This window comes from Vandammella animalimorsus (genome assembly GCF_002285265.1).
In the GTDB taxonomy this organism is placed as follows: Bacteria; Pseudomonadota; Gammaproteobacteria; order Burkholderiales; family Burkholderiaceae_C; genus Lampropedia.
Window position 1 is genome coordinate 335,898 of record NZ_NSJB01000003.1, and the last position, 26,228, is coordinate 362,125.

At 68.5% G+C, this 26,228-nt stretch carries 20 protein-coding genes and 2 pseudogenes; 12 read left to right on the forward strand and 10 right to left on the reverse strand.

Annotated elements, in window-relative coordinates; translation table 11 throughout:
* Window positions 1-11 precede the first annotated feature (11 nt).
* The gene (locus CK625_RS07535; protein WP_095539657.1) at window positions 12-803 is read left to right on the forward strand and encodes an endonuclease/exonuclease/phosphatase family protein; all 792 of its coding nucleotides are present in this window, start codon (window positions 12-14) and stop codon (window positions 801-803) included.
* A gap of 53 nt (window positions 804-856) precedes the next feature.
* Here CK625_RS07535 and CK625_RS07540 read toward each other — a convergent pair whose 3' ends face one another.
* The 7 genes from CK625_RS07540 to CK625_RS07570 form a co-directional block, all read right to left on the reverse strand.
* The gene (locus CK625_RS07540) at window positions 857-2,233 is read right to left on the reverse strand and encodes an NnrS family protein (protein WP_095539658.1); all 1,377 of its coding nucleotides are present in this window, start codon (window positions 2,231-2,233) and stop codon (window positions 857-859) included.
* Complete coding sequence (locus tag CK625_RS07545) at window positions 2,227-3,135, reverse strand: ABC transporter ATP-binding protein (protein ID WP_095539659.1); 909 nt, start codon at window positions 3,133-3,135, stop codon at window positions 2,227-2,229. The genes CK625_RS07540 and CK625_RS07545 overlap by 7 nt, the downstream gene beginning before the upstream one ends.
* Window positions 3,132-3,926: an ABC transporter permease gene (locus CK625_RS07550; protein ID WP_095539723.1), complete on the reverse strand. Its 795-nt coding sequence runs from the start codon at window positions 3,924-3,926 to the stop codon at window positions 3,132-3,134. The genes CK625_RS07545 and CK625_RS07550 overlap by 4 nt, the downstream gene beginning before the upstream one ends.
* An 87-nt stretch (window positions 3,927-4,013) precedes the next feature.
* Window positions 4,014-5,090: an ABC transporter substrate-binding protein gene (locus CK625_RS07555; protein ID WP_238945558.1), complete on the reverse strand. Its 1,077-nt coding sequence runs from the start codon at window positions 5,088-5,090 to the stop codon at window positions 4,014-4,016.
* Window positions 5,091-5,103: 13 nt separating this feature from the next.
* The gene (locus tag CK625_RS07560; RefSeq protein WP_275250564.1) at window positions 5,104-7,248 is read right to left on the reverse strand and encodes a TonB-dependent receptor; all 2,145 of its coding nucleotides are present in this window, start codon (window positions 7,246-7,248) and stop codon (window positions 5,104-5,106) included.
* Between the two features lie 244 nt (window positions 7,249-7,492).
* Window positions 7,493-8,134: a CoA transferase subunit B gene (locus tag CK625_RS07565; protein ID WP_095539660.1), complete on the reverse strand. Its 642-nt coding sequence runs from the start codon at window positions 8,132-8,134 to the stop codon at window positions 7,493-7,495.
* Between the two features lie 5 nt (window positions 8,135-8,139).
* On the reverse strand, window positions 8,140-8,847 hold the full coding sequence (locus CK625_RS07570) for a CoA transferase subunit A (RefSeq protein ID WP_095539661.1): 708 nt from the start codon (window positions 8,845-8,847) through the stop codon (window positions 8,140-8,142).
* A gap of 125 nt (window positions 8,848-8,972) precedes the next feature.
* Here CK625_RS07570 and CK625_RS07575 point away from each other — a divergent pair, with 125 nt between their 5' ends.
* A complete protein-coding gene (locus CK625_RS07575; RefSeq protein WP_095539662.1) occupies window positions 8,973-9,569 on the forward strand; it encodes a LuxR C-terminal-related transcriptional regulator in 597 nt (198 codons plus the stop codon).
* 98 nt (window positions 9,570-9,667) lie between these two features.
* On the opposite strand, the gene CK625_RS07580 is transcribed toward CK625_RS07575, so the two are convergent.
* From CK625_RS07580 to CK625_RS07595, 3 genes are all read right to left on the reverse strand, one after another.
* Complete coding sequence (locus tag CK625_RS07580; protein WP_095539663.1) at window positions 9,668-11,170, reverse strand: CoA-acylating methylmalonate-semialdehyde dehydrogenase; 1,503 nt, start codon at window positions 11,168-11,170, stop codon at window positions 9,668-9,670.
* A gap of 215 nt (window positions 11,171-11,385) precedes the next feature.
* Window positions 11,386-12,261, reverse strand: a complete 876-nt coding sequence (locus CK625_RS07585; RefSeq protein ID WP_095539664.1) for a formylglycine-generating enzyme family protein — start codon at window positions 12,259-12,261, stop codon at window positions 11,386-11,388.
* A gap of 464 nt (window positions 12,262-12,725) precedes the next feature.
* Window positions 12,726-15,245 (reverse strand): ATP-dependent helicase, encoded by a 2,520-nt coding sequence (locus CK625_RS07595; protein WP_172425116.1) that lies wholly within the window; start codon window positions 15,243-15,245, stop codon window positions 12,726-12,728.
* Between the two features lie 222 nt (window positions 15,246-15,467).
* Here CK625_RS07595 and efeU point away from each other — a divergent pair, with 222 nt between their 5' ends.
* The 10 genes and pseudogenes from efeU to CK625_RS07640 form a co-directional block, all read left to right on the forward strand.
* Entirely contained in the window at window positions 15,468-16,298 is an 831-nt protein-coding gene (efeU, locus tag CK625_RS07600; RefSeq protein ID WP_095539666.1) for an iron uptake transporter permease EfeU, read from the forward strand.
* A 50-nt stretch (window positions 16,299-16,348) separates the two neighbouring features.
* Complete coding sequence (gene efeO / locus CK625_RS07605) at window positions 16,349-17,569, forward strand: iron uptake system protein EfeO (RefSeq protein ID WP_095539667.1); 1,221 nt, start codon at window positions 16,349-16,351, stop codon at window positions 17,567-17,569.
* Window positions 17,570-17,637: 68 nt separating this feature from the next.
* On the forward strand, window positions 17,638-19,029 hold the full coding sequence (efeB, locus tag CK625_RS07610) for an iron uptake transporter deferrochelatase/peroxidase subunit (RefSeq protein WP_095539668.1): 1,392 nt from the start codon (window positions 17,638-17,640) through the stop codon (window positions 19,027-19,029).
* 27 nt (window positions 19,030-19,056) lie between these two features.
* Window positions 19,057-19,929, forward strand: a complete 873-nt coding sequence (gene efeO / locus CK625_RS07615; protein WP_275250565.1) for an iron uptake system protein EfeO — start codon at window positions 19,057-19,059, stop codon at window positions 19,927-19,929.
* A 151-nt stretch (window positions 19,930-20,080) separates the two neighbouring features.
* Window positions 20,081-21,232: an efflux RND transporter periplasmic adaptor subunit gene (locus tag CK625_RS07620; RefSeq protein WP_238945559.1), complete on the forward strand. Its 1,152-nt coding sequence runs from the start codon at window positions 20,081-20,083 to the stop codon at window positions 21,230-21,232.
* Window positions 21,229-24,387, forward strand: a complete 3,159-nt coding sequence (locus tag CK625_RS07625) for an efflux RND transporter permease subunit (RefSeq protein ID WP_095539669.1) — start codon at window positions 21,229-21,231, stop codon at window positions 24,385-24,387. Before CK625_RS07620 ends, CK625_RS07625 begins: the two co-directional genes overlap by 4 nt.
* Before the next feature lie 82 nt (window positions 24,388-24,469).
* Window positions 24,470-24,705 (forward strand): annotated as a pseudogene (locus tag CK625_RS07630) (U32 family peptidase); the annotation flags it as partial.
* Between the two features lie 80 nt (window positions 24,706-24,785).
* Window positions 24,786-25,250 (forward strand): hypothetical protein, encoded by a 465-nt coding sequence (locus CK625_RS13700; protein ID WP_143326221.1) that lies wholly within the window; start codon window positions 24,786-24,788, stop codon window positions 25,248-25,250.
* A 333-nt stretch (window positions 25,251-25,583) separates the two neighbouring features.
* Window positions 25,584-25,979 (forward strand): annotated as a pseudogene (locus CK625_RS07635) (IS1595 family transposase); the annotation flags it as partial.
* 56 nt (window positions 25,980-26,035) lie between these two features.
* A partial coding sequence (locus tag CK625_RS07640; protein WP_172425117.1) for a helix-turn-helix domain-containing protein occupies window positions 26,036-26,228 on the forward strand: 193 nt, incomplete at its 3' end.

The following is a 26,228-nucleotide window of genomic DNA, read 5'->3' on the forward strand; positions in this document are numbered from 1 at the left end:
GGCCCCGCCGCATGCGCCAAGAGCACAGCCCCCACGCCAGCCTGGCCCAGCACGAGGACGCCCAGGCGCCCGAGCTGCTGCGCATCGTCACCTACAACATCCACAAGGGCGTGCAGGGCCTGGGGCCGCTGAGCCGGCTGGAAATCGGCAACCTGGGCCTGGCCATCGAGCAGCTCGACGCCGACATCGTCTGCCTGCAGGAAGTGCGCAAGCACAATCTGCGCGGCCAGGCGCGCTTTGCCCACTGGCCGGCGCAGCCGCAGGCGCAGTACCTGGCGCCCGAGGGCTACGAGGCCGTCTACCACACCAATGCCATCACGCGCCACGGCGAGCACGGCAACGCCCTGCTGACGCGCTGGCCCGTGCTGCGCTCGCAGCAGCGCGACATCTCAGACCACCGGCTGGAGCAGCGCGGCATCCTGCACGCCGAGATCAACGTCGGCGGCCACATCGTGCACGTGCTGGTGGTGCACCTGGGCCTGATCCACATCAGCCGGCTGCGCCAGATCGCCATGATCCGCGAGTTCGTGCGCGAGCACATCCCGGCGCACGAGGCCGTGGTCGTGGCCGGCGACTTCAACGACTGGGGCGACCAGACCGGCCTGCTGCTGCGCGAGACCGGCTTCATCGAATACGACGCCCAGCGCGCCTTCACCTACCCCTCGCGCCTGCCGGTGGTGCAGCTCGATCGCATCTTCGTGCGCCGGCTCGTGCCGCAATCGATCTTCGTGCCACGCGGGCGCATCTGGTGGCGCATGTCCGACCACCTGCCGCTGGTGGCCAGCTTCCGCTTCGCGCAATAAAGGGCGGTGTGCGACGGGCAACCCAGGCCCGCGCAGCGCCCATCACATCCCCATCACTCCAGTGCATCGGGCCGCTGCGCCAACCCTGCACAGCCCTCAGCGCCGTCGGCGCGCGGGGCCAGCCACACGGGCAGCATGCGCCAGGCCATCAGGGCGAAGGCGGCGCACCACAGCGCGGCGGCCAGGCCCAGCCAGAGCGAAGCCGGCGCGGCCGCGTAGGCCAGCTGCCGGCACAGCGCGCCCAGCAGCAGGCAGGCCGCGCCCGCTGGCACCCAGGGGCGGCCTGCCTTGTCCAGGCCGCTGTGGGTGTAGCCAGCGATGACTATGACCACGAACACCGCCAGCCCCATGGCGCCCACGGCCAGCAGGTGCCAGCCCGCGCCCGGTGGCAGGCCCAGGCCCGCATCCAGCCCCAGGCCGGCCAGGCCCAGGCCGGCCAGGCCCAGCAGGCCGTAGCCCGCGGCCATGCAGGCATAGACCAGATACAGCAGCAGCGGCCAGCGCGTCAGCAAGGGCCGGCCCACGTGCCAGTCGCCCATCAGCGCCAGCATGGCGGCGCTGGCGGCCAGCGCCAGCCAGCCGCCCATGGCCGGCAGCGCCGCCCAGCCCCAGTGCTGCTGCGCCCATTGCGCCAGCGCGTACAGGCCGATGCACAGCAGCGCCATGTTGCGCCGCGGCGGGCGCGCCAGGTAGGGATCGGGCAAGGCGGCATGGGCGTCGGCCGTGGTGTCGGCCGTGGCGCCGGCCCGGGCAGCGGCATGGGCGTCGATCGCGTCGTTGACCACGCGCATGGAGATGCGGCTCATGGCGATGACGATCAAGGCCATCAGCACGCCCAGCAGCGCGTGCAGCCAGCGCATGGGGTACAGGCCGCGCAGCGCGTCGGCATAAAAGCCCGCCGCCGCCACGGCCATGAGGGCGATGGCCCACAGGAAGGAGAGGTGGCGCCGCTGCGCATCGCGCCACAGCGGCGGGGCCAGCAGCGCCGCCAGGCCCAGCAGCAGGCCCAGGTGCGCCAGGGCCGAGAGCGCCAGCGCCGCCTGCGGCCACCAGCCGCTGGCCCAGAAGGCCAGGCGCCCGGCCAGCCACAGCAGCGCCAGGCGGCGCACGGCGCGGGCGCTGGCCGGCCGGGTGTGGGTGAACTCAGGCACCGCCGTCAGCGCAAAGCCGGCGGTGGCGGCCAGGGCAAAGCCCAGCAGCAGCTCGTGCGCATGCCACACGAAGGGCCCGCCGGGCACGGCCGGCAGCGGCCAGCCCAGCAGCAAAAACAGGCCCCAGGCGGCCATCAGCCCCAGGGCAGAGAGCACGGCCAGGGCGAAAAAGGGCCTGAAGGGGCACAGCCACAGCGGGTGCGCCAGGCTGCCCAGGCGGGCCAGGCCGCGCCAGTGCAGACCGCGCCAGCCGGGCTCGGGGGGCGGGCGGCTCAGCATCCCAGCCTTTCGGGCGGCGCGGCCGCCACGGCCTGGCCGGTGGCAAACAGGCTGGCGTCATCGCTCAGAGCGCCAGATGCCGCCGCATCGCCCGGCCCGGCCTGGGCCGGCGCGGGCAGGCCAAAGGCGGCGCGCACGGCCGGCTGGGCCAGCAGCAAGGCGCTTTGGCGGTGCACCCAGGCTTCGCTGCGCTGGGCGGCGGGCAGGGGCAGATCCAGGCGCCAGCACACGCGCCCGGGCTGGCCGGCCATGACGAGCACGCTGTCGGCCAGGGCCACGGCCTCCATCACGTCGTGCGTGATCATCAGCACGGCCAGCGGGCGGCGCGCCCGCTCGGCCAGCAGCAGGCGGTGCATCTGGGTTTTCAGGCCGATGTCCAGCGCGGCGAAGGGCTCGTCCAGCAGCAGCAGATCGGGCGCCAGCACCAGCGCGCGCGCTAGGGCGGCGCGGCTTTGCATGCCGCCGGAGAGCTGGTGCGGGTACTGCGCCAGGGCCAGCGCGTCCAGGCCCAGCGCCATGCCCATTTGGCGCGCGGCCTGCAGGCGCTGCGCACGCGGCAGGCCGCGCGCCTTCAGGCCCAGGGCGATGTTGTCCTCGATGCGCTTCCAGGGCAGCAGGCGCGGCTGCTGAAACAGCATCACGCTGTGGGCAAAGCCGTTGTCGATGCGCCCGGTCTGCAGCGGCTCCAGGCCGGCGCACAGGCGCAGCAGCGTGGTCTTGCCGCAGCCCGAGGGGCCCAGCAGCGCCATGCAGCGCCCCGGCGGCAGGTGCAGCGACACGCCCTGCACGGCCAGGCGAGGGCCCCAGGCGTGGTCCACGCCGTGCAGGCGCAGACCGGGCGGCGGCGCGGCGGGCGCGGCCCCTGCGGCGGCGGGGTGAGCGGCGGGGTGAGCGGCGCTCATGGCGCGGGCTCCCGCCAGCGCTCGATCTCGCGCTTGATGGGCTCCAGCACCAGGTATTCCAGCGCCAGCAGCAACAGCACCACGGCGCCGATCCAGGCCAGCGTGGCGGGCATGTCCAGCTGCGCGCGGCTGGCCGCCAGCGCCGCGCCCACGCCGGTGCTGGAGGAGAGCAGCTCGGCCATGACCACCACGCGCCAGGCGCTGCCCAGGGCCACCACCCAGGCCGGAAACAGGTAGGAGAGCACGTGCGGCAAATACACGTCCCAGACGCGGTCGCGCCAGCGCAGGCCGTAGCCTTGCGCCAGCTCGCGCCAGTGCGCCTCCAGCGTGCGCGCGCCCTGCAGGGCGCTGGCGAACACCACGGGAAAGCAGGCGATGAAGACGGTGAACACCGGCGTGCCATCGCCGCTGCCAAACCACAGCATGGCCAGCACCAGCCAGGCAATGGGCGGCGTGCCCATGAGCACCGTGACCCAGGGCCGCGCCAGCAGCGCGGCGGTGGCGAAGCTGCCCGCGGCCACGCCCAGCAGGCTGCCCGCGCCCACGGCCAGCGCCAGCCCGGCCAACGCGCGCCGCGCGGTGATGGCCAGCTCGGCCCACAGCGGCCCGCCCTCGGCGGCCAGCGCGCGCAGGCTGTGCGCGGCCTGCAGCGGCGTGGGCAGCACCAGCGGGCCGTACAGCGCGGCCAGCGCCTCCCACGCGGCCAGGCCCAGCAGCAGGCTGGCGATGGCGCCCCAGCCGCTCCACAAATACCCGGGCAGCCGGGCCAGCCATTGGGCGAGCAGTTGCATCATAGGCCTTCACTATTTTTTTGAGAGCGGCTCGCGCTTGGTGGCCAAGCGCGAGCGCCTTGTTCATTCAACAGACGCTGTGCGCGGTCACGCGCCGCCATAAAAGCCCGCATCGGGCAGCTGGCCACCGATCAGGCCGGGCTGGCGCGCGTGCAGTTGCGTGAAGAAGAACTCCAGCTCGGGCCGGGCCTGGGCCGCGGGCACGACTTGGCCGGGCACGGCGCGGATGGCGTCGGCCACGCCCTCGGGCGTGAGCACGGGCACGCGCGCGGCCACGGCCTGGCCGCAGGCCTCGGGCTGGGCGTTGCACCATTGCTGGGCCTGGGCATAGGCCTGCGCGAAGCGCGCCAGCAGGGGCGCGTTGTCCACATGCCGGCCCATGGCGGCGATGCCGGCCTGTGGCATGCGCGGCGCGCGGCCGAAGGCGCGGCCCCATTCCTGCTGTATGTCCACGCTGCGGTGCAGCTCGGGGGCGATGGCGCTGACGGGCAGGCTGCGCGACTTGCGCAGCCCCACCGAGACGGCCGGCTCGGCCAGCAGGGCGTGATCGGCGCGGCGGGTGAGCAGCAGCTGCATGGCATCCAGCGGCGTGGCCGCATAGCGCAGGCCGATGCTGCCCGCGCCGCTGTCCACTGGCAGGCCCAGCTTGTCGGCCACGGTGCGCAGCACGATGTCGGGCATGTCACCACGAAAGGGCATGACCAGCTCCTGCCCTTTCAGGTCCGCCAGGCGCTGGATGGTTGGGTCGCGCGAGACGACGAACAGCAGGCCCCAGATGCTGATGTTCTGCAATTGCAGCTTCACGCCCCGGTTGTAGAGGTTGGCCGCCACGTTGCTGGGCATGGCGATGAAGTCGGCCCCGCCCTGCACGGCCAGGGCGCGCAGTTGGTCTGGATCTTTCCAGGCCGTGAACGTGACCTGCTCGGCCACGTCGCCGAGCAGGCCCGCCTCCACGATGCGGATCAGCGGGTTGCTGACCGAGGCGCTGGGCCCGGCCAGCTGCAGCTTGGGCAGCCTGGCTGGAAGTGGCTGGCCCTGGCCAGGCGCGGGGCTGGCCGTGGGGCCGGGCGTGGCACTGGTCTGAGCGCGCAGCCAGGGCGCGGCCAGGGCGGCGCCGGCGATGAGGCCGGTCTTGAACAGCAGGGTGCGTCGGGTCGTGGTCATGGCTTCAAGCGGGTCAGAAACGTGCGTTCCAGGAAAGGGCCAGGCTGCGCCCTGGCGCGGGCAGCTCGGTGCCGGGCAGGCCCTCGGTCAGGTGCGTGTGATAGCGCCTGTCGGTGAGGTTCTTGACCGCCAGGCGCAGGCTGTGGCCCGGGCGGTAGCGCCAGGTGGCGCCCAGGTCCAGCACGCTGTGGCCGGGGGTGGGGTTTTCCGTGCCGCGCGAAAAACGCGTGGCCACGCGGTCCTGGCGCGCCACGATGCGCGCCTGCGCGTCCAGGCGCCAGCCGGCAGCCAGCTCGCCCTCCCAGCCCAGGCTCAGGCTGTCGGCGGGCATCTGGTAGAGCGGCTCGTCCAGGTCGCGGTTGTCGCCGCGCACGCGCGAATAGGCCGCCCACAACCAATGGCCGCGCACTGGCTGCCAGCGCAGGTTGGCCTCCATGCCCTGGATTACCACGCTGCCCAGGTTGGCATTGCGCTTGCAAATGGCTGCGTAGGGCTGGCCACAGGCGGCCAGGGCCTGCGCGCCCGTCAGCGGCACGCCGGTGATGTAGTCGCTGATGCGGTTGCGGTAGAAGGACAGCGCATAGTCCAGCCGCGCGTCGCTGCCCTTGAGGCCGATCTCGAACTGCGTGGCCTTTTCCGGGCGGATCTGCGGGCTGCCGGCGTAGAAGGAGCCATCGCCGCGCAGGCCGGACTCGAAGCGCTCGCGCAAGTCCCCGGCGCGGAACGCGCGCGCAAGGTTGGCGTAGGGGCGCAGCAGCGGCGTCAGCTCGTACATCAGCCCCAGGCTGGCGCTGCTGGCGCCATCGCTGCGCGACAGCCCCTGCGTGAGTGCGCCATTGGCCATGGACGCGGCGCGGCCGCGCACGCGGTCGTGGCGCAGCCCGGCCAGCACGCGCCAGGCGCCAAATTGCATATCGTCCTGCACGTACAGGCCCAGCGCCTGCAAGCGCCCGTCCTCGAAAGGCACGTTGCGCGCAAAGCGCGTGAACGCCGGCGGCGCCGCCTGGTAGCGCTCGGGGCTGGCGCCCATGCGCCAGGCATTCAGGCCCAGCGACAGCAGGTGCTGCGGGTGCGCCAGCCATTCGGCCTTGGCGTCCAGGCCGTCGGTGGCGAAGTTCACCTCGTTGGTCACCACGTCGCGCCCCAGCCGGTTGCCAAAGGCGTAGATGGTGCGCTGCATCTCCTGCCGGTACAGGCGCAGATCCAGCCCCAGCGGCGCATCCGCGCTGCGCGCGCGGCTGTAGCCCAGCTCGTACAGGCGGCGCTGCTGGCGCGGCGAATGGATGGTGATGGAGGCCACGGGCGGCGCCGGGTGCGGCCGCGTCGAGCCGCGGTACCACACGTCGTCGTCGCGGTGCTGCTGCAAGGACAGGCGCAGCTGCTGGCGGCCGTCGATGCGCCAGCGGTACTGACCGATGAAGGCGCGCGAGTCGTAGCCCGTGCGCGGCTGCTTGCCATCGGGCGAGCGGTAGTCGCCCCGGTGCAGCAGCGCCGCGCCCAGCATCAGCGCATGGTCGCCGCCGCTGGCGTTGAGCAGCGCCATGGCCTCGGTGCCGCCGCTGGCGCTGTCCAGCCCCAGGCGGGCGCGCCCGCTCAGCGCCGGCTGCCCTGGCTCGGCAAAGCGCGCCTGCGGCAGGCGCACGTTGATGGCCCCGCCCAGCGCACCTGTGCCATACAGCACCGATGCCGGGCCCTTGAGCACCTCCACCTGCTCGGCCAGGCCCAGCGACATGAAGGAGGCCACCGCCCCGGCCGGCTGGGCCGAATTCAGGCGCATGCCATCGACCAGCAGCACCACGCTGTCCTTCTTCAACCCGCGGATGACCGGGTTCAGCCCCTGCGCGCTGTCGCCCGAGACGGCCAGCCCGGCCTGGCCGCGCAGCGCCTCGCCCAGATTGTGCGCCTGCTGGCGCGCCAGCTCCTCGGCCGTCAGCACCGTCAGCGCCGCGGGCGTCTCGGCCGCCTGCGCCTCATAGCCCTTGGCCGTGACCGTCACCGGCGCCAGCACCGTCGCTTCAGCGGCTTCAGCGGCTTCAGCGGTTTCAGGGGATGATGGCCCGGGCTGGGACGCCGCCGGCATTTGCGCCTGCGCCGCGCCCGCCAGACCCAGCGCCGCGCACACCAGGCACGCGGCCGCCACGGGGGTGTAGCTGTTCATGCAAGTTCCTCTGCTCAAAAAAACCGGGGGCGCTTTCGGCCTTGCAGCTGCCTGTACGAAGGTGTACGAAGATGTACGAAGGCCGCTGAACCGAATGCGAATCCACGCGAATTCTATCGATAATGATTCACATTAATTACAAATCCTTGCTCGCCCACCTGCCATCTGGCCATGAAAAAACCGCCGTGCAGCCAGCCACTGCACGGCGGTTTTTCAGTCACTGACAGCTGCTGGGCTCAAGCGCTCAGCGCAGCAGCGGCACGCCGGTTTTTTCCTGGATTTCCTCAAAGCTCACGCCATCGGCCAGCTCCACCAGCTTCAGCCCCTCGGGCGTGACGTCCATCACGCCCAGGTCGGTGATGATGCGATCGACCACGCCCACGCCGGTCAGCGGCAACGTGCATTCGGGCAGGATCTTCAGGTCGGTGCTGCCATCCTTTTTGCGCGCCACATGCTCCATCAGCACGATGACGCGCTCGACGCCGGCCACCAGGTCCATGGCGCCGCCCATGCCCTTGACCATCTTGCCCGGGATCATCCAGTTGGCCAGATCGCCCTTGCCGGTGACTTGCATCGCGCCCAGGATGGAGAGGTTGATCTTGCCGCCGCGGATCATGGCAAAGCTCTGGTCGCTGCCGAAGATGGACGAGCCCTTGAGCGTGGTGACGGTCTGCTTGCCGGCGTTGATCAGGTCGGCGTCAACCTGGTCTTCAGTCGGGAACGGGCCGATGCCCAGCATGCCGTTCTCGCTTTGCAGCCAGACCTCGATGTCGGCCGGCACGTGGTTGGCCACCAGCGTCGGGATGCCGATGCCCAGGTTGACGTAGAAGCCGTCTTGCAATTCCTTGGCAGCGCGCGCTGCCATTTGGTCTTTGGTCCATGCCATGGTCTTCAGCCTCCCGCCTTGGGTGTCACAGTGCGCTGCTCGATGCGCTTTTCCGGATTGGGGTTGTGCACGATGCGGTGCACGTAGATGCCGGGCAGGTGGATGTCGTCGGGCGCGATCTCGCCCACCTCGACGATCTTCTCCACCTCGACCACGGTGATCTTGCCGGCCGTGGCCACTGCCGGGTTGAAGTTGCGCGCCGTGTAGCGAAAGCGCAGGTTGCCGGCCTTGTCGGCCACGTCGGCCTTGACCAGCGCCACGTCGGCCACCAGCGATTGCTCCATCACGTAGGTCTGGCCGTTGAATTCGCGCGTTTCCTTGCCCTGGGCCACCAGCGTGCCCACGCCGGTCTTGGTGAAGAACGCCGGAATGCCCGCGCCGCCGGCGCGCAGCTTCTCGGCCAGCGTGCCCTGCGGGGTGAACTCCAGCTCCAGCTCGCCGGCCAGGTACTGGCGCTCGAACTCCTTGTTCTCGCCCACGTAGGACGAGATCATCTTCTTGATCTGGCGCGTCTGCAGCAGCTTGCCCAGGCCGAAACCATCGACGCCGGCGTTGTTGGAAATCACGGTCAGGTTCTTCACGCCGCTGTCGCGCAGCGCGTCGATCAGGGCCTCGGGAATGCCGCACAGGCCAAAGCCGCCCACGGCCAGCGTCTGGCCATCGGCAACAATGCCCTTCAATGCCTCGGCGGCCGAGGGGTAGAGCTTGTTCAAGATGTATCTCCTGTCTGGGTTGTCATCACGCAAGGCAAGGCGCAGCCAGTCTGGTTGCCTGCTGCCTTTTCCCACCTTGCGAGCGCGCTACGATACTACGTAAATTGATACGTAGTTTTGCGTAAATGACATCCCCTAATCCGCCTTGGAGCGAAGCCGCCGCGCCCCTGCAATGCGCGCAGGACTACCGCCTGGCCTTCGAGATGGCGCCCGTTGGGCTGGTGCTCTCGCGCCACCGGCGCATTGCCGACTGCAACGAGCAGCTGTGCGAGATCTTCCTGACCACGCGCGAATCGCTGCTGGGCCGCTCCTTCCAGGAGCTCTACCCCAGCGCCGAGGAGTTCGAGCGCCTGGGCCAGCGCATCGCCCCGATCCTCAACGCCAAGGGCTGGTACTCGGACAGCCGCATCATGAAGCGCGCCAACGGCCAGTTCTTCTGGTGCCACGTCAGCGGCCGCGCCTTCGACCGCAGCCAGCCGCACGCCGCCGGCATCTGGAGCTTCGAGGACATCAGCGCCCAGCGCCCCATGGCCGCCGGCGCGGCCCTGACCGGGCGCGAGCGCGAAGTGGCCGCGCGCGTGCTGGAGGGCAAGACCTCCAAGCTCATCGGCCGCGAGCTGGGCATCAGCCACCGCACGGTGGAGCTCTACCGCGCCCGGCTGATGCGCAAGTTCGGCGCCGCCACCACTGGCGAGCTGATCCAGAAAATGCTCAGCCAGTGAGGCGTAAAAAAAGCGCTGAAAGCGGCATCGCCTTCAGCGCCTTGAAGACAAGAGCCAGCGCCGACGAGATCGCGGGCAGGCTCTTTTTGAACCGTCTCTCAAGCCTTGGGGTCGAAAGCCAGCGACATGCCGCCGCCTTGCTCGGGCTCGGGCCAGCGCTGCGAGACGGTCTTGATCTTGGTGTAGAAGCGCGCCGCATCCGGGCCGTAGAGGTGGCCGTCGCCGAACTTGGAGCGACGCAGCCCGCCGAAGTTGAAGTAGGCCGCCGGCAGCGGCACGGGCACGTTCACACCGATCATGCCGGCCTCGACCTCGCTCATGAAGCGCTGCGCCGACTTGCCCTCACGCGTGAAGATCACCGCGCCGTTGCCGTATTCGTGGGCGTTGGTGATGGCAATGGCCTCCTCCAGCGTGGCCGGGCGCATCATGGCGCGCACCGGGCCGAACACTTCTTCGCGGTAGAGGTGCATGTCGGTGGTGACGCGATCGAACAGGGTCGGCCCGATGTAGTAGCCGCCCTCGCAGCCGGACACCTTCAGGCTGCGGCCGTCGGTCACCAGCTCGCCGCCCTCGGCGATGCAGCGCTCGATGGCCTGCAGCACGGCATCGCGCGATTGCGCCGAGACCACCGCGCCGTAGTCGGCCTGCGGATCGTCGTAGGGGCCGACCTTGAGCTGGCCGATCTTCTGCACCACCAGCGCGCGCAGGCGCTCGGCCGTCTCCTGCCCCACCGGCAGCAGCAGCGACACGGCCATGCAGCGCTGGCTGGCCGAGCCATAGCCCGCGGCCACGAAGGCGCTGGCGGCGGCCTCCAGATCGGCATCGGGCATGACCACCATGTGGTTCTTGCCGCCGGTGAACGCGGCCACGCGCTTGTTGTGCGAGGTGCCCTTTTGGTAGACGTACTCGCCCACCGCCGTGGAGCCCACGAAGCTCACGCCGGCAATGCCAGGGTGCTCCAGGATGGCATCGACCATCTCCTTGTCGCCCTGCACGACGTTGAACACCCCGTCAGGCAGGCCGGCCTCCTGCCACATGCGCGCGAACTCCAACGCCGCGCTGGGCACCTTCTCCGAAGGCTTCCAGACCACGGCATTGCCCACCGAGACGGCCATGGTCATCATCACCGCCGGCACCATGATGGGGAAGTTGAACGGCGTGATCGCCCCGACCACGCCAATGGGCACGCGCATGGAGAACACGTCGATCTCGCCGCCGACGTTGCTGGCGAACTCGCCCTTGGTGACATGCGGCGCATTGACGGCAAACTCGATGCCCTCGATGGCGCGGCCAATCTCCCCCTTGGCATCGGCCAGGGTCTTGCCGTGCTCGCGGCCGATGATCTCGGCCAACGCATCGGTGCGCGCAATCATCAGCTCGCGCAGCTTGAAAACCACCGCCTGGCGCGTGGCGTGCGAGGCGCGCGCCCAGCGCCGCCCGGCCTCCGTGGCCACGGCCACGGCGCGCTCCAGCGTGGCGCGGTCGGCGTAGTCGCAGCGCGCGATCTCCTGCCCCGTGGAGGGGTTGAACACCGCCCCGCTGCGCGCGCCGCTGCCCGGCTCGATCTGGCCTGCGATGAAATGTCCGATGTGTTGCGTCATGCCTGTCTCCTGAAAATCCGCACGAGCGCGCCGCCTCGCAGCGCGGCATCGCACAAAGTTGGAAAAAGAAAACCAGAGATTGCGCCACTGCCACTGGGCACTGCGCCTGCAACGGATTGTGCGCCCCTCAAGGGGCATTGCCGCCCACCCGGCCAGGGCGCAAGTCCGCTCGGGGACAGCCCCGCCGGCGCATCGCGGGCAGCGGCCCAGCAGCATCAAGGCGCCAGGCTGCGCGCCAGGCGAAAGCCATAGTAGTGCGAGCGCATGGCAGCGCTGTTTTCAAAGCGGTTGGCCGCACGCGCCGCACTGGCGCCGCCGCCCCAGGAGCCGCCGCGCAGCACCCGCAAGTCCTTCTGGCAATTGCCCGCCCGCCACGCACTGCCATCCTTGGGCGCGCCCCGGTAGCTGTCGGCCCAGCAATCCTGCACCCACTCCCAGACGTTGCCGCTCATGTCGTACAAACCAAAGGCATTCGGGGCCTTTTGCGCCACAGCCTGCTGCTGCCCATCGCTGTTGGCGTCGTACCAGCCCAGGGCCGGTAAATCGCTGCCGCCACAGTGGCTGTGGTGCTGCACGCCCGCGCGGCAGGCGTACTCCCACTCGGCCTCACTGGGCAAGCGCCAGCCCTCGCCCTGGGTTTGGTTCAGCCAGGCGATGAAATCCTGCGCATCCTGCCAGCTCACCCACACCACAGGGGCGTTGTCGCCATAGGCGTTGCTGCTCAAAAAATCTGGCGTCAGCAAATCATCGCGCCCCGCCGCGCGCGCATACCGCCTGAACTGGCCCAGCGTCACCGGCGTCCGGCCCAACTGGAAGGCCGGCACCACCACCTGCCGCCTGGGGCCCTCGTCCCCATGGGCATGCACATCGGGCTCACTGCAATCGGTGGCCTGCGCCGCAACACCGCGCAAGCCATCCACAGGCAGGCAAGAGCCCATGACGAAATGCCCCGCCGGGATGGCCTGCATCTCAATTGCCAGCGCGGCCCCGAGCTGGGCCAGCACCGGCTGGGCCAGCGCCCAGCACCCCAGCGCCAGGGCACTGGCCTTCCAGCCCCCCGCAGCAGGCCCGGCATGCCATCGGCGACGCATCACAGCCCCTGCGGCCCGGCCATCACACGCCACCGGCCAGGCGGCCTTGAGCGCAGGCCTGAAGCCCCTTGACTGCCCGCACGCGCGCCAGCGCCCGCTTGGCGGAAATTGCACCCATGCGCACCAGGGCAGCGCAAAAAAATGCTGCCCGCAGGGAACTTTCAGCGCCCGCAGATCCAAGTGCTGCGTGCTGCGTGCTGCGTGCTGCGTGCTGCGTGCTGCGTGCTGCGTGCTGCGTGCTGCGTGCTGCGTGCTGCGTGCTGCGTGCTGCGTGCTGCGTGCTGCGTGCTGCGTGCTGCGTGCTGCGTGCTGCGGCCAGTTGCCAATGATTCATAGGGCGCCGATTGTAGTCAGATGCAAGCAACTGCATAAATCTGCATCAAACCACCGGCAAGGTTGCGTGTGCGCTTGATTGCCATGCACTTTGCGGCGTGCACTGTCCCTCAGCGCGAACCGACTGCTATTTACAGTGCGGTCAGCTTGGCCACGCTCAGCAGCAGCAGTTTGGTGCCGTGGCGGGCGAAGTGGACTTTGGCCTTGCTGTCGGCGCCCTGGCCTTCGATGTGCAGCACCTGGCCCTGGCCGAACTTGGCGTGAAAGACTTGCTGGCCGACGTGCAAGCCGTGGCTTCCGGGGCTGCCGGGGTTGCTGGCCGCAGCGCCGGGGCCTGGGCGGTGGCGCGTGGCGGCAGGCGCCGTGGTTGACGCCGCCGCTGGCAGGGCGTCCCAAGGCGCGGGCTGGCGGGCCTGCTGCCAGCTGCCGCTGGGGCGCGCGCCCCAGCCCAGGCTGGCCTGGGGCGTGGCGCTGCGCGGCGGGGTGAGCCAGCGCACGGCGTGCTCGGGCAGCTCGTCGAGGAAGCGGCTGGGCGAGTTGTACTGTGTCTGGCCGTTGAGCATGCGCTCGCGCGCCAGGCTGAGGTACAGCCGCTTGCGCGCGCGGGTGATGGCCACGTACATCAGGCGGCGCTCTTCCTCCAGGCCGTCCTGGTCGCTCAGGCTGTTGTAGTGCGGGAACAGGCCTTCTTCCATGCCGGCGATGAACACGGCGTCGAACTCCAGCCCCTTGGAGGCGTGCACGGTCATGAGCTGCACGGCGTCCTGCCCGGCCTGGGCCTGGTTGTCGCCCGCTTCGAGCGCGGCGTGGCTGAGGAAGGCGGCCAGCGGCGTGAGCGCCTCGCCGGTGTCGGCGTCGTAAAAGGACAGCGCCTGGGCATCGAGCGCGGCCGGCTGCTGCTCCTGCTGCTCCTGCCAGGGCGGCGCGGCATCAAACTGCAGCGCCGCGTCGCCCTGCAGGCCCTGGCTGGCCGGGCTTTGGCGCAGCGGCTGGCCTTGCGCATCCTGCGGGCGGGCGCTGCCGGTCTGGCCTTCCTGCACGATGAAGCTCTCGGCGGCGTTGAGCAGTTCTTCGAGGTTTTCGACGCGGTCCACGCCGTCCTTCTCGCCCTGGTAGTGGGCGATCAGGCCGCTGCGCTCGAGCATCAGCGCGATCAGCTCGCGCAGCGTCAGGCTGGCGCTGTCCTGGCGCAGTTGCTCCAGCAGCTGCGCAAAGCCGCGCAGCTTGTCGCCGCTTTTGCCCGGCAGCAGCGCCACGGCGGCGTGCAGCGCCAGGCCCTGCGCACGCGCGGCGTCCTGCAGGGCTTCGAGGGTGCGCGCGCCAATGCCGCGCGCGGGGAAGTTGACCACGCGCAAAAAGCTGGTGTCGTCGCTGGGGTTCTCCAGCAGTCGCAGGTAGGCCAGCGCGTGCTTGATCTCGGCGCGCTCGAAAAAGCGCAGCCCGCCATAGATGCGGTAGGGCACGTTGGCCGCCAGCAGCGCCGATTCGAGCACGCGGCTTTGCGCATTGCTGCGGTACAGCAGCGCGATTTCGTGCCGGGCAAAGCCGTCGATCTGCATCAGCTGGCGCACTTCATCGACGATCCATTGCGCCTCGGCGCCGTCGCTGGGCGCTTCGTGGATGCGCAGCGGCTCGCCCGCGCCCTGGTCGGTGCGCAGGTTCTTGCCCAGGCGCTGGCGGTTGTGCGCAATCAGCGCATTGGCCGCGTCAAGGATGTGGCTGTAGGAGCGGTAGTTCTGCTCCAGCTTGATGGGTGCGGCCACGCCGAACTCGCGCACGAAGTCGCCCATGTTGCCCACGCGCGCACCGCGAAAGGCGTAGATGCTCTGGTCGTCATCGCCCACGGCCACGACGCTGCCGCCCTGCCCCTGGGCGGTGGCGCTGCTGCCGGGCAGGCTGGCGCCGGCGATCAGGCGCAGCCACTGGTATTGCAGGCGGTTGGTATCCTGAAACTCGTCGATCAGCACGTGACGAAAGCGCTGCTGGTAGTGCTGGCGCACGGCGGCGTTGTCGCGCAGCAGCTCATAGCTGCGCAGCATCAGCTCGCCAAAGTCCACCACGCCCTCGCGCTGGCACTGCTGCTCATACAGCGCGTACAGCTCCACGCGCTGGCGCGACTCGGCATCGCGCGCGGGCACGTCGCCGGCGCGCAGGCCCTCTTCCTTGCAGTGGTTGATGAAGGATTGCAGCTTCTTGGGCGGCTGCAGCTCGGCGTCCACGCCCTGCTCCTTGAGCAGGCGCTTGATGGCCGAGAGCTGGTCTTGCACGTCCAGGATCTGGAACTGGCGCGGCAGGCCCACGGTTTGCGCGTGGGCGCGCAGCATCCGGTTGCACAGGCCGTGGAAGGTGCCGATCCACATGCCGCGCACCGACACCGGCACCATGGCCGACAGGCGCGCGACCATCTCGCGCGCGGCCTTGTTGGTGAAAGTCACGGCCAGGATGCCGGCGGGCGAGACCTGGCCGGTCTGCAGCAGCCAGGCGATGCGCGTGGTCAGCACGCGCGTCTTGCCCGAGCCCGCGCCGGCCAGGATCAGCGCATTGCCGCCGGCAAAAGTCACGGCCGCGCGCTGCTCGGGGTTCAGGCCGGCCAGCAGCGGCGCATCGGGCGCGGGGCGGGGCGTTGAGAAATCCATCGGGGGCAAGCTCATGGCCGGCGATTGTATGGCCCCCCAGCCCAGCGCCGCCCTGCGCCCTGGCGGCCTGGAGGCCTGGCTGCGCAGCGCCTGTTGGCGCCATGCCGGCAGTGCGCCTGGGCCGGGCGGACATGGCCAAGAAAAGCGAATGCAATCTGTTCTTATTGGCTTTGCCATCCCCGTAGAATGCGCCGGCCATGGGCGCCATTGCCCAGCACTTCGGGAGCGTTTTTTTTCATGCTTGCACCATTTCTCATCATGCTGCGCGAGGGGCTGGAGGCGGCCCTGATCGTGGGCATCATCGCCAGCTACCTGCGCCAGACGGGGCGCGCGCAATGGCTGCCCGCCATCTGGGTGGGCGTGCTGCTGGCCGTGGCGCTGTCGCTGCTGGCCGGCGCTGCCGTGCTGCTGGCCGGGCGCGAGTTCCCGCAAAAGACGCAGGAGCTGTTCGAGGCCATCGTCGGTCTGGTGGCCGTGGGCGTGCTCTCCTACATGGTGCTGTGGATGCGGCGCGCGGCGCGCTCGCTCAAGGCCGAGCTTCATGCGGGCATCGACGCCGCGCTGGATGCCAGCCGGGGCCAGGGCGGCGCCTGGGCGCTGATCGGCATGGCGTTTTTCGCCGTCGCGCGCGAGGGGCTGGAATCGGTGTTCTTCCTGCTGGCCATCTTCCAGCAAAGCCCCGGCCCGGCCGCGCCGCTGGGCGCGCTGGCGGGCATTGCCGTGGCCGTGGCGCTGGGCCTGGGCATTTACTGGGGCGGCGTGCGGCTGAACCTGCACAAGTTCTTCCGCTACACCGGCATCTTCATCCTGTTCGTGGCCGCGGGCCTGCTGGCGGGCGTGCTGCGCAACCTGCACGAAGCGGGCGTGTGGAACCTGCTGCAAGCGCCGGTGTGGGATTTGAGCCGCACCCTGCCCAATGCCAGCGTGGCGGGCACCGTGCTCTCGGGCCTGCTGGGCTACCACGAATCGCCCACCTGGGGCGAGGCGCTGGCCTGGCTGCTCTACCTCGCGCCCGCGCTGGCGCTGTTCCTGCAGCCGGTGAAAGAGGCCCCGCCCCGCTCTGCCTGAACTGCTCTGCCTGAATCTCCCCCCACCAGCCCACTTTTTTCAAACCGCCCATGCAGCCCACCGCCGCCCCCCAAACCCCGGCCAGCGCCCCAGGCCCCGGCAAATTCATCCACGTCGCGCTGGCGCTCTCGGCCTTGCTGGTGGCGGCCGCCATCGCCGTGTTTTATTACGCCACGCGCACGGCCAAGGGGCCTGAGCGCGGCCACACGCACAAGGTCATCGTCAACGACGCCACCTGCGAGCCGGCCGACTTCACCCTGCCTGCGGGCGTGACCACGTTCGAAATCCACAACGCCTCGCGCCGCCCGCTGGAGTGGGAAATCCTCGACGGCGTGATGGTCGTGGCCGAGCGCGAGAACATCGCGCCGGGCTTTCACTCGCTGCTGACCGTCAAGCTGCGCCCGGGCACTTTTGCCATCACCTGCGGCCTGCTGTCCAACCCGCGCGGCAGCCTCACCGTCACGCCCACCGAATCGTCCGAGGCCGAGCGCCTGCGCCCGCCCATCGAAGCCTTCATCGGCCCGCTGTCGGAAAGCCGCGTGCACCTCATCATGCAATCGGGCGCGCTGCACAAGCAGGCCCTGGCCCTGGCCGAAGCCGTTGCGGCGGGCGATGTGGCCGCCGCGCGCGCGCACTGGCTGCAAGCGCGCGCGGCCTACAAGCGCATCGAGGGCGTGGCCGGGCGCTTTGCCGATCTGGAAGCGCGCATCGACCCGCTGGCCAGCTACCTGGCCCAGCGCGAGGACGACCCCGCCTTCACCGGCTTTCACCGCCTGGAAAAAGCCCTGTTCCAACAAGGCAGCACCGCTGGCCTGAGCAACGCAGCCCAGCAACTGGCCGCCGATGCCGATGCCCTCAAAACCCGCCTGCGCGAGCTGCAACAAAAGCCCGAGGACTTGAGCGACAGCGCCCTCTGGCTCATCCACCGCCTGCAAGAAGGCGCGCTGGCGCAAGGCGAGAACCCCTACGCCCAGACCGACCTGGCCGATGTGCGCGCCAACCTGGAGGGCATGGAAAAAATCGTCCTGCTCACCGACCCGCTGCTGCAAGGCGCGCGGCCCGAGCTGGCCGCCCAGGTGCAGCAACGCTTTGCCGCCGTGCGCGCCGCGCTGCAGGCCCACCAAGTGCAGGCGCAAGGTGCAGCAGATGCCGAAAAAAGCTGGCCGCCCTACGCCCAGATCACGCCCGAGCAGCGCGCCCAACTCAGCGCCCTGCTGGGCGAGCTGGCCGACGCCATCGCCCAGATCAACCCCGCGCTGGGGCTGGAGTAGCCCGGCCATCGCCAACGGGCACGCCAGCCAGCCCGCGCGCCCATTTTTCATACCCACGGATCCATGCCATGACACGCGAGACATCCCAGGCAAACCCCCACAACCCCACCCCAGGCAACGACCGCCCCGCCCTGCCGCGCCGCCAGGCGCTCAAGGGCCTGGGCCTGGCCGGGCTAGCCGGGCTGGGTTCGGCCGCCCTGGGCGGCTGCGCCCACCAGGCCGCCGCCAGCGCAGGCGCTGCGGCCAGCCCCAAAGGCTCGGGCAAAGTCACCGATGCGCCCGTCAGCCACCGCGCCTCGCCGCAAGACCGCGTGGCCTTCTTCGGCCCGCACCAGGCGGGCATCACCACCGCGCGCCCGGCCAACGGCATGATCGCCAGCTTTGCGGCCCTGGCCGAAACGCCCGATGAGCTCGAGCGCCTGCTGCGGCGCCTGACCGAGCGCGCCCTGTTTCTCACCCAGGGCGGCACGCCGCCCGAGCTGGACCCGCTGCTGCCGCCGGCCGATTCGGGCATCCTCGGCCCCGACATCGCGCCCGATGCGCTGACCATCACCGTCTCGTTGGGCAGCTCGCTGTTTGACGAGCGCCCCTGGCTGGCGCCGCACAAGCCCGTGCAATTGCAGCGCATGACGCGCTTTCCCAACGACGCGCTGGACGCCTCCCTCTGCCACGGCGACATCAGCCTGCAAATCTGCGCCAACACGCAGGACACCACCATCCACGCCCTGCGCGACATCATCAAACACTTGAGCGACCAGCTCGTGCCGCGCTGGAAGCAAGAGGGCAACGTCCCCGTCATCGCCCCCGGCCCCGACGGCAGCGTCGAGAGCGCGCGCAACTTCCTGGGCTTTCGCGACGGCTCGGCCAACCCCAATGCCGACGACGACGCGCTGATGCGCCGCATCGTCTGGGTGGACAGCCAGCGCCAGCAAGAGCCGGCCTGGGCGCACGGCGGCAGCTACCAGGCCGTGCGCATCATCCGCAACTTCGTCGAACGCTGGGACCGCACCCCGCTCAACGAACAAGAGCAAATCTTCGGCCGCACCAAAATGAGCGGCGCGCCGCTGGACCAGCGCCACGCCACCGAATTCCAGGTGCCCGACTACAGCAAAGACCCCGAGGGCGAGATCACCGCGCTGGACTCGCACATCCGCCTGGCCAACCCGCGCACGAGCGAATCGGACAAACACCTCATCCTGCGCCGCCCCTTCAACTACTCCAACGGCATCGCCAAGAACGGCCAGCTCGACCAGGGCCTGCTGTTCATCTGCTACCAGGCCGATCTGGAGCAAGGCTTCATCGCCGTGCAGCGCAAGCTCGACGGCGAGCCGCTGGAGGAATACATCAAGCCCGTCGGCGGCGGCTACTTCTTCACCCTGCCCGGCGTGCGAGGCGAAGGCGACTACCTGGGCAGCGCCCTCATCGCCGCCGTGCGCCAGGGCGCGCCAAAAGCCCGCTAAGGCCAGCCAACCCACCCTGGCCAAACCATTTTTCCCACCCCAACGGCTGCACGCCAGCCAGGAGACTTGACCATGACCTTCAAACACCTCATCGCCGCCGCCGCACTGGCCGCCCTGGCGGGCAACGCCTTCGCGCAAGCCAAGGCCGCCGCGCTCGACCTCGTGGCCCCCATTGCCGAATACAAGCTCTACGTCAGCGAGAACGTCGATCAGCTCGTCAAGGACACCGCCGCCTTCGTCGAAGCCGTCAAGGCCGGCGACATCGAAAAGGCCAAGGCCCTCTACGCCCCCACGCGCGTGAGCTATGAAAAAGTCGAGCCCATCGCCGAGCTGTTCAGCGATCTGGACGTGGCCATCGACTCGCGCGCCGACGACTACGAAGGCGCCGAGAAAGACCCCGCCTTCCCCGGCTTTCACCGCATCGAATACAGCCTCTGGGCCAAGAAAACCGCCGACGACGTCAAGCCCGTGGCCGACAAGCTGCTGGCCGACGTCAAGGAGCTGCAATCGCGCATCGCCAAGCTGACCTTCCCGCCCGAGATCGTCGTCGGCGGCGCGGCCGTGCTGATGGAAGAAGTGGCCGCCACCAAAATCTCCGGCGAAGAAAACCGCTACAGCAAGAAAGACCTGTGGGACTTCAAGGCCAACGTCGATGGCTCCTACAAAATCGTCGAGCTCGTGCGCCCGCTCATCGCCGAGAAGGAAAAACCCTTCCTGGCCGAAGTGGACAAGAACTTCAACACCGTTTTCGACATCCTGAAGAAATACGAGGCCAAGGACGGCAAGGGCTACGTCGATTACGACCAGCTCAGCGACAAAGACCGCACCGTCATGGCCGCCGCCATCAACAAGCTGGCCGAAGACCTCTCCACCCTGCGCGGCAAGCTGGGGCTGAACTAAAGCTTTGCAGGCGCCGCCAGCCCCCAGGCGGCCGCGCTTTCGCAGACTGCGAACAGATCGCGCACAATCGGCGTTTTTTCACCCCCGCCGCTGCCCGCTGGCGCTGTGCGCGCCGCGCGCTGGCAGTGCGCCTGCTTTGCCGCCCGCCCCCATGCCCAGCCCCGAATCCCGGCCGCCATTGCGCGCCCGCAGCGCCGTTGCGGCGCTGTGCCTGATGTGCCTGTTTGCCCTGTCGCTGGCTGCCTGCTCGCGCCCCGAGGCGCCGCCCCCGCCGGTGCGCGCCGTCAAGCTGTTGACGGTGGGCGAGACCGCGCAGCAGCCGCCCATTCAGTACGCCGGCGTGGTGGCCGCGCGCAGCGAAGCGGCGCTGGGCTTTCGCGTGGCCGGCAAGCTATTGGCGCGGCCGGTGGTGCAGGGCCAGGCTGTGCGCAAGGGCCAGCTGCTGGCGCAGTTGGATGCGACCGATTACGAGCTCTCGGCCGCGGCGGCGCAGGCCCAGTTGCGCGCGGCCACTACGGAGCGCGATCTGCAAGCGGCCGATTTGCAGCGCTACCGTGAGCTGCGCGCGCAGAACTTCATCAGCGCGGCCGAGCTGGACCGGCGCAGCGCGGCGCTGAAGGCGGCGCAGTCGCGCGTCGAGCAGGCCCGCGCCCAGCTCAGCGCACAGGGCAACCAGGCCGAGTACACGCGGCTGGTGGCCGATGCCGATGCCGTGGTCACCGCCACGCTGGCCGAGCCCGGCCAGGTCGTGGCCGCCGGCACGCCGGTGGTGCGCCTGGCCCTGGATGGCGCGCGCGAGGTGCGCTTTGCCGTGCCCGAGCAGCGCCTGGCGCAGGTCAAGGTGGGGCAGGAGGTGACGGTGCGCGCCTGGGCCGATCAGCAAACGCCGCAAGCGGCGCGGGTGCGCGAGATCGCCGCCAGCGCCGATCCGGCCACGCGCACCTTTGCCGTGAAGCTGGAGATCCTCGGCCAGGCGCAGCCGCCGCTGGGCGCGACCGTCACCGTCGATTGGCCGCGCGCGGCGCAGGCCCAGCCCAGCATCCGCCTGCCGGGCACGGCCATCTGGAGCGATGAGGCCGGGCGCAGCAGCGTCTGGGTCTATGAGCCGGGCAGCAGCACCGTGCAGCGCCGCCACGTCGAGCTGGGCGAGGCCGATGGCAATCAATGGATCGTGCGCAGCGGCCTGCAAGCTGGCGAGCAGCTGGTGGCCACGGGCGCACACGTGCTGCAAGAAGGCGAGAAGGTGCGCATCTTCGAAGCGCCGGGCAGCGGCGAGGCCAGCGCAGCGGAGCCGACGCGATGAGCGCCGCCCACAACCCGCCCGTCTCGCGCCACAACCTCTCCAAGTGGGCGCTGGAGCACCCGGCGCTGACGCGCTACCTGCTGGTGGTGCTGATGGTGCTGGGCTTTTTCGCCTACTTCCAGCTCGGCCAGGACGAGGACCCGCCGTTCACCTTCCGCGCCATGGTGATCCAGACGCACTGGCCCGGCGCCACGGCCGAGCAAGTGGCCGAGCAGGTCACCAGCCGCATCGAGCGCACGCTGCAGGAGGTGCCCTTTGCCGACAAGATCGACAGCTACTCCAAGCCCGGCCAGTCGCAAATCATCTTCCAGCTCGACGACAGCAGCCCGCCGGCGCAGGTGCAGCAGCTGTGGTACACGGTGCGCAAAAAAGTCGGCGACATGGCCTGGCAACTGCCCCAGGGCGTGCGCGGGCCGTTCTTCATCGACGACTTCGGCGATGTCTATGGCGTGATCTACGCGCTCTCCGGCCCGGGCTACAGCCCGGCCGAGCTCAAGGCCCAGGCCGAGCGCGTGCGCCAACAGCTGCTGCGCGTGCCGGATGTGGCCAAGGTCGAGCTGTTTGGCGTGCAGCAAGAGCGCCTGTACATCGAGGCGCCCCAGCAGCGCCTCTCGCAGCTGGGGCTGAACATGAACCAGGTGCTGGCGCAGCTGGGCCAGCAAAACGCCGTGGCCGCCGCCGGCAGCGTGCACGGCGATGGCGAGCAGGTGCGCGTGCGCGTGCAGGGCCAGTTCGGCGCGCTGGAGGATTTGCGCGCCATGCCCATCCAGGCCGCATCGGGCCAGCAGCTGCGCCTGGGCGACATCGCCCAGGTCTGGCGCGGCTATGAAGACCCGCCGGCCGTCAAGGTGCGCTTTGAGGGCCAGCCGGTGATTGCGCTGGGCATCTCCATGGCCAAGGGCGGCGACATCGTGGCGCTGGGCCAGGCCTTGCACGCCCAGGCCGAGGCCATCGGCCAGGCGCTGCCCGCCGGCATGGCGCTGCGCAACGTGCAGGATCAGCCCGAGGCCGTCACCAGCGCCGTGGGCGAGTTCGTCAAGGTGCTGATCGAGGCCGTGGCCATCGTGCTGGCGGTGAGCTTTCTCTCGCTGGGCCTGCACAAGCGCGCCGGCGCCGCGCCGCTGTGGCGGCGCTACACGCTGGACATGCGCCCCGGCCTGGTGGTGGCCATCACCATCCCGCTGGTGCTGTCGCTGACCTTTCTGGTCATGCTCTACTGGGGCATCGGCCTGCACAAGATCTCGCTGGGCTCGCTGATCATCGCGCTGGGCCTGCTGGTGGACGACGCCATCATCGCCGTGGAGATGATGGTGCGCAAAATGGAAGAGGGCTACGACAAGTTCCGCTCCGCGCTGTTCGCCTACGACATCACGGCCAAGCCCATGCTCACGGGCACGCTGATCACCGCCGCGGGCTTTCTGCCCATCGGCATTGCCCGCTCCACCACTGGCGAGTACACCTTCGCCATCTTCGGCGTCACCGTCGTGGCGCTGCTGCTGTCGTGGATCGTCTCGGTCTATTTCGTGCCCTACCTGGGCGTGCTGCTGCTCAAGCCGCCCGCGCCCGGCGCGCATGGCGAGGTCTACGACACGCCGTTCTACCAGCGCTTTCGCCGCCTGCTCGACTGGTGCCTGGTGCACCGCTGGCTGACCACCTTTGCCACTTTGGCGCTGTTCGCGCTGGGCCTGGTCGGCATGGCCAAGGTGCAGCAGCAGTTCTTCCCGGACTCCAACCGAGCGGAGATCATGGTCGATCTCTGGCTGCCAGAAGGCGCATCCTTTCAGGCCATCGAGGACGTGGCGCTGCGCGCCGAGCAAACCCTGGCCGCACAGCCGGGCGTGCGCAACGTCGCCACCTGGATCGGCTCGGGCACGCCGCGCTTTTACCTGCCGCTTGACCAGATCTTCCCGCAGAGCAACGTGGCGCAATTCATCGTGCAGCCGCACTCGCTGCAAGAGCGCGACGCGCTGCTGCGCAGCCTGCCGCAGACCCTGGCCGAGCACCTGCCCGAAGTGCGCGCGCGCATCAAGCTGCTGCCCATGGGCCCACCCGTGCCCTATCCGGTGCAGTTCAAGGTCATCGGCCCCGAGCCGGCCACGCTGCGCGCGCGCGCCGATGAGGTCAAGGCCATCATGAGCGCCCATGCGCACATGCGCGGCGTCAACGACAACTGGAACGAGCGCATCAAGACCTGGCGCCTCGATATCGACCAGGACAAGGCCCTGGCCCTGGGCGTGAACAGCCAGTCCATCGCGCGCGGCACGCAGATGATTCTCGAGGGCGAGACCATCGGCCAGTACCGCGAGGACGACCAGCTCATCCCCATCGTGCTGCGCCCGCCGCCGGCCGAGCGCGACAGCCTCACGGCGCTGGGCAATGCCTACATCAACACCAGCTTCGGCGGCGCCATCCCGCTGTCGCAGATCGCCACCGCGCGCATGGACTGGGAATGGGGCGTGCTCTGGCGCAGCAACCGGCAGTACGCCATCACCGTGCAGGGCGATGTCACCGCAGGCCAGCAAGGCGCCACCGTCACCAACGCGCTGCTGCCCGCGCTGCGCGCGCTGGAGCAGCAATGGCACGCCGATGGCCAGCAGGAATACCGCATCGAAGTGGCCGGCGCCATCGCCGAAAGCGCTAAGGGCTCGGCCTCCATCGCCGCCGGCGTGCCGCTGATGCTGTTCATCATCTTCACGCTGCTGGTCATCCAGCTGCGCAGCTTCTCGCGCGCGCTGCTGGTGTTCCTCACCGGCCCGCTGGGCATCGCCGGCATCGCCGCCGCGCTGCTGGCCACGGGGCGGCCCTTTGGCTTCGTCGCGCTGCTGGGCGTGATCGCGCTGATGGGCATGATCCAGCGCAACGCCGTGATCCTGATCGACCAGATCGAGCTCGAACGCGCCGCCGGCACCCCCGCCTGGGACGCCATCCTCAACGCCGCCACGCACCGCCTGCGCCCCATCGCCCTGACCGCCGCCGCCGCCGTGCTGGCCATGATCCCGCTCTCGCGCAGCGTGTTCTGGGGCCCCATGGCCACCGCCATCATGGGCGGCCTGATCGTGGCCACCGTGCTGACCCTGCTGGCCCTGCCCGCGCTGTACGCCCTGCTGTTTCGCGTGCGCCGCGAAACGCCCGCCGCCGCCGGCAGCGCCGCATAACATGGGCAAAGGCCATCACGGATAATGCCGGCCCGCAAAAAAACCGCCCCACATCGCCCACCGCCCCACAACCCGCCCTACCATGCAAGCGCACGAACTGGAACTGCTCGCCCCGGCGCGCGATGCCGATATTGGCATCGAGGCCATCAACCACGGCGCCGATGCGCTGATCGTGCAGGACATGGGCTTGCTGGCGTTGGATTTGCCGCCCATCCAACTGCACGCCAGCGCGCAGACCGACATCCGCTCGCCCGAGAAGGCGCGCTTTTTGCAGGACGTGGGCTTTCGCAAATCGTGCCCGCGCGCGAGCTGACGCTGGACTGCACGAAATTGAGTATCTACAATAACTTGACCTCAAAAAATCTGAAATACACCCAAAATCAAAGAAAGAAAATCCAATGGACCCCATTGATTTTTTGCACTGCGCCGATATTCATTTAAATGAATTCATAAATAGCAAGCGCCGCATTATCGATCAAACCAAAGATATTATAAGCAACATCAAAAAATATACCGAATTAATAAATGAAAATGACGACAATCACAAAGACTCTATTGATGAGTGCAAAAGGATTCATTCGAGATTAATAATAGAACACAATCGAAGCGTTTTAAATCTAACAATTGGAATAGACCTGACTTCAGAGTTGATTGATTTTTATCGCAATACCTCCATTACAAAAGTTCCAAATGCTGACGATATAAATAAATTCATCAAACAGAAGAATATTGACATTATTCACGATAATGTTGATGAACTGCACGAGAAAATAACAAAGCTAAGAAATTTTATTGATGAGGAGTATAATAGAATTTACAGCGAAGGCGATTTAAGCGGCCCTCAACAAATAAGCTGTATTTAAAAATTTGCAAACCCCAGCCAAACCCGACCAAATCCTGGAGGATTTGGTCATGAAACATTGTTCCGAGTGTGGCGGCGCCAGGCATTACCGTCTGGGCGACGGACACTTCAAGTGCCGAGCCTGTGGCAGGCGCTTGAGCTGGACATCGGTTTGGAATTCAGTGCGACTGCCTGCCAAAGTCAAGCATCGTTTGCTGGACGTGTTTGTCCTGGGAGTGCCTTGCTATCGACAGCGCTTTGGTGATGAAGCCAGCAGCGCTGCCCGTGAACGCTTCTACCGCCTGCTGCGTGCCTGTTGCGCTCAAGCCGAGCAGCTCAGAGAGCCCTTCGAGGGGGCGCCATCGAATGTGATGAAACCACCTTTGGCGGGGCCAGAAAGGGCAAACGCGGCTGGGGCGCGACCGGCAAGGTCATCGTGTTTGGGCTCATCAAACGCAATGGCTGCGTGAAAGCCATGCCCATCGCTGCTCATGATCGGGTTTCGGTCATGCAGCAAATTCAGGCCCACACTCGTGAGGGGGTCTTGTACTACACCGATGAGTGGCAGGCGTACGCCACACTCAAGCTGCGCGGTGAGCATGTGGTGATTCGCAAGGAGAAGGGGCGCCCTGTCGGGCGCGAGCACATCAATGGCATCGAAGGTTTTTGGAGCTACGCCAAAAACTGGCTGTGCCCTTACCGTGGCGTACCACGCCAATACTTTCACCTTTACCTGGCCGAAGTTTGCTAGAGAAACTTTGATTGATAAGGTTACATAATAGGGTTTTCTACCAGCCGGAGCATGAGATGCGCGCCTATTCGCAAGACTTGCGAGACCGAGTGCTGGCAGCGCTGGAGCGCGGAGAGCGCCCCAGCGCCATTGCCCGTCGTTATGAAGTCAGCCGCATGTGGATATATCGCGTGCGTGCTCGCTTCGAGAAAGAAGGTGAGCGCAGCAGTCGGCAGCAAGGCGGCAAGCGTATCTCCCGGCTGGCGCCCG

What these genes read in the sequence shown, in the direction of transcription:
- CK625_RS07535 (WP_095539657.1), top strand. Translation starts at nt 12, where the DNA reads ATGCGCCAAGAGCACAGCCCCCACGCCAGCCTGGCCCAGCACGAGGAC.
- CK625_RS07540 (WP_095539658.1), bottom strand. Translation starts at nt 2,233, where the DNA reads ATGCTGAGCCGCCCGCCCCCCGAGCCCGGCTGGCGCGGTCTGCACTGG.
- CK625_RS07545 (WP_095539659.1), bottom strand. Translation starts at nt 3,135, where the DNA reads ATGAGCGCCGCTCACCCCGCCGCTCACCCCGCCGCCGCAGGGGCCGCG.
- CK625_RS07550 (WP_095539723.1), bottom strand. Translation starts at nt 3,926, where the DNA reads ATGCAACTGCTCGCCCAATGGCTGGCCCGGCTGCCCGGGTATTTGTGG.
- CK625_RS07555 (WP_238945558.1), bottom strand. Translation starts at nt 5,090, where the DNA reads ATGACCACGACCCGACGCACCCTGCTGTTCAAGACCGGCCTCATCGCC.
- CK625_RS07560 (WP_275250564.1), bottom strand. Translation starts at nt 7,248, where the DNA reads ATGAACAGCTACACCCCCGTGGCGGCCGCGTGCCTGGTGTGCGCGGCG.
- CK625_RS07565 (WP_095539660.1), bottom strand. Translation starts at nt 8,134, where the DNA reads ATGGCATGGACCAAAGACCAAATGGCAGCGCGCGCTGCCAAGGAATTG.
- CK625_RS07575 (WP_095539662.1), top strand. Translation starts at nt 8,973, where the DNA reads ATGACATCCCCTAATCCGCCTTGGAGCGAAGCCGCCGCGCCCCTGCAA.
- CK625_RS07580 (WP_095539663.1), bottom strand. Translation starts at nt 11,170, where the DNA reads ATGACGCAACACATCGGACATTTCATCGCAGGCCAGATCGAGCCGGGC.
- CK625_RS07585 (WP_095539664.1), bottom strand. Translation starts at nt 12,261, where the DNA reads ATGCGTCGCCGATGGCATGCCGGGCCTGCTGCGGGGGGCTGGAAGGCC.
- CK625_RS07595 (WP_172425116.1), bottom strand. Translation starts at nt 15,245, where the DNA reads ATGAGCTTGCCCCCGATGGATTTCTCAACGCCCCGCCCCGCGCCCGAT.
- efeU (WP_095539666.1), top strand. Translation starts at nt 15,468, where the DNA reads ATGCTTGCACCATTTCTCATCATGCTGCGCGAGGGGCTGGAGGCGGCC.
- efeO (WP_095539667.1), top strand. Translation starts at nt 16,349, where the DNA reads ATGCAGCCCACCGCCGCCCCCCAAACCCCGGCCAGCGCCCCAGGCCCC.
- efeB (WP_095539668.1), top strand. Translation starts at nt 17,638, where the DNA reads ATGACACGCGAGACATCCCAGGCAAACCCCCACAACCCCACCCCAGGC.
- CK625_RS07620 (WP_238945559.1), top strand. Translation starts at nt 20,081, where the DNA reads ATGCCCAGCCCCGAATCCCGGCCGCCATTGCGCGCCCGCAGCGCCGTT.
- CK625_RS07625 (WP_095539669.1), top strand. Translation starts at nt 21,229, where the DNA reads ATGAGCGCCGCCCACAACCCGCCCGTCTCGCGCCACAACCTCTCCAAG.
- CK625_RS13700 (WP_143326221.1), top strand. Translation starts at nt 24,786, where the DNA reads ATGGACCCCATTGATTTTTTGCACTGCGCCGATATTCATTTAAATGAA.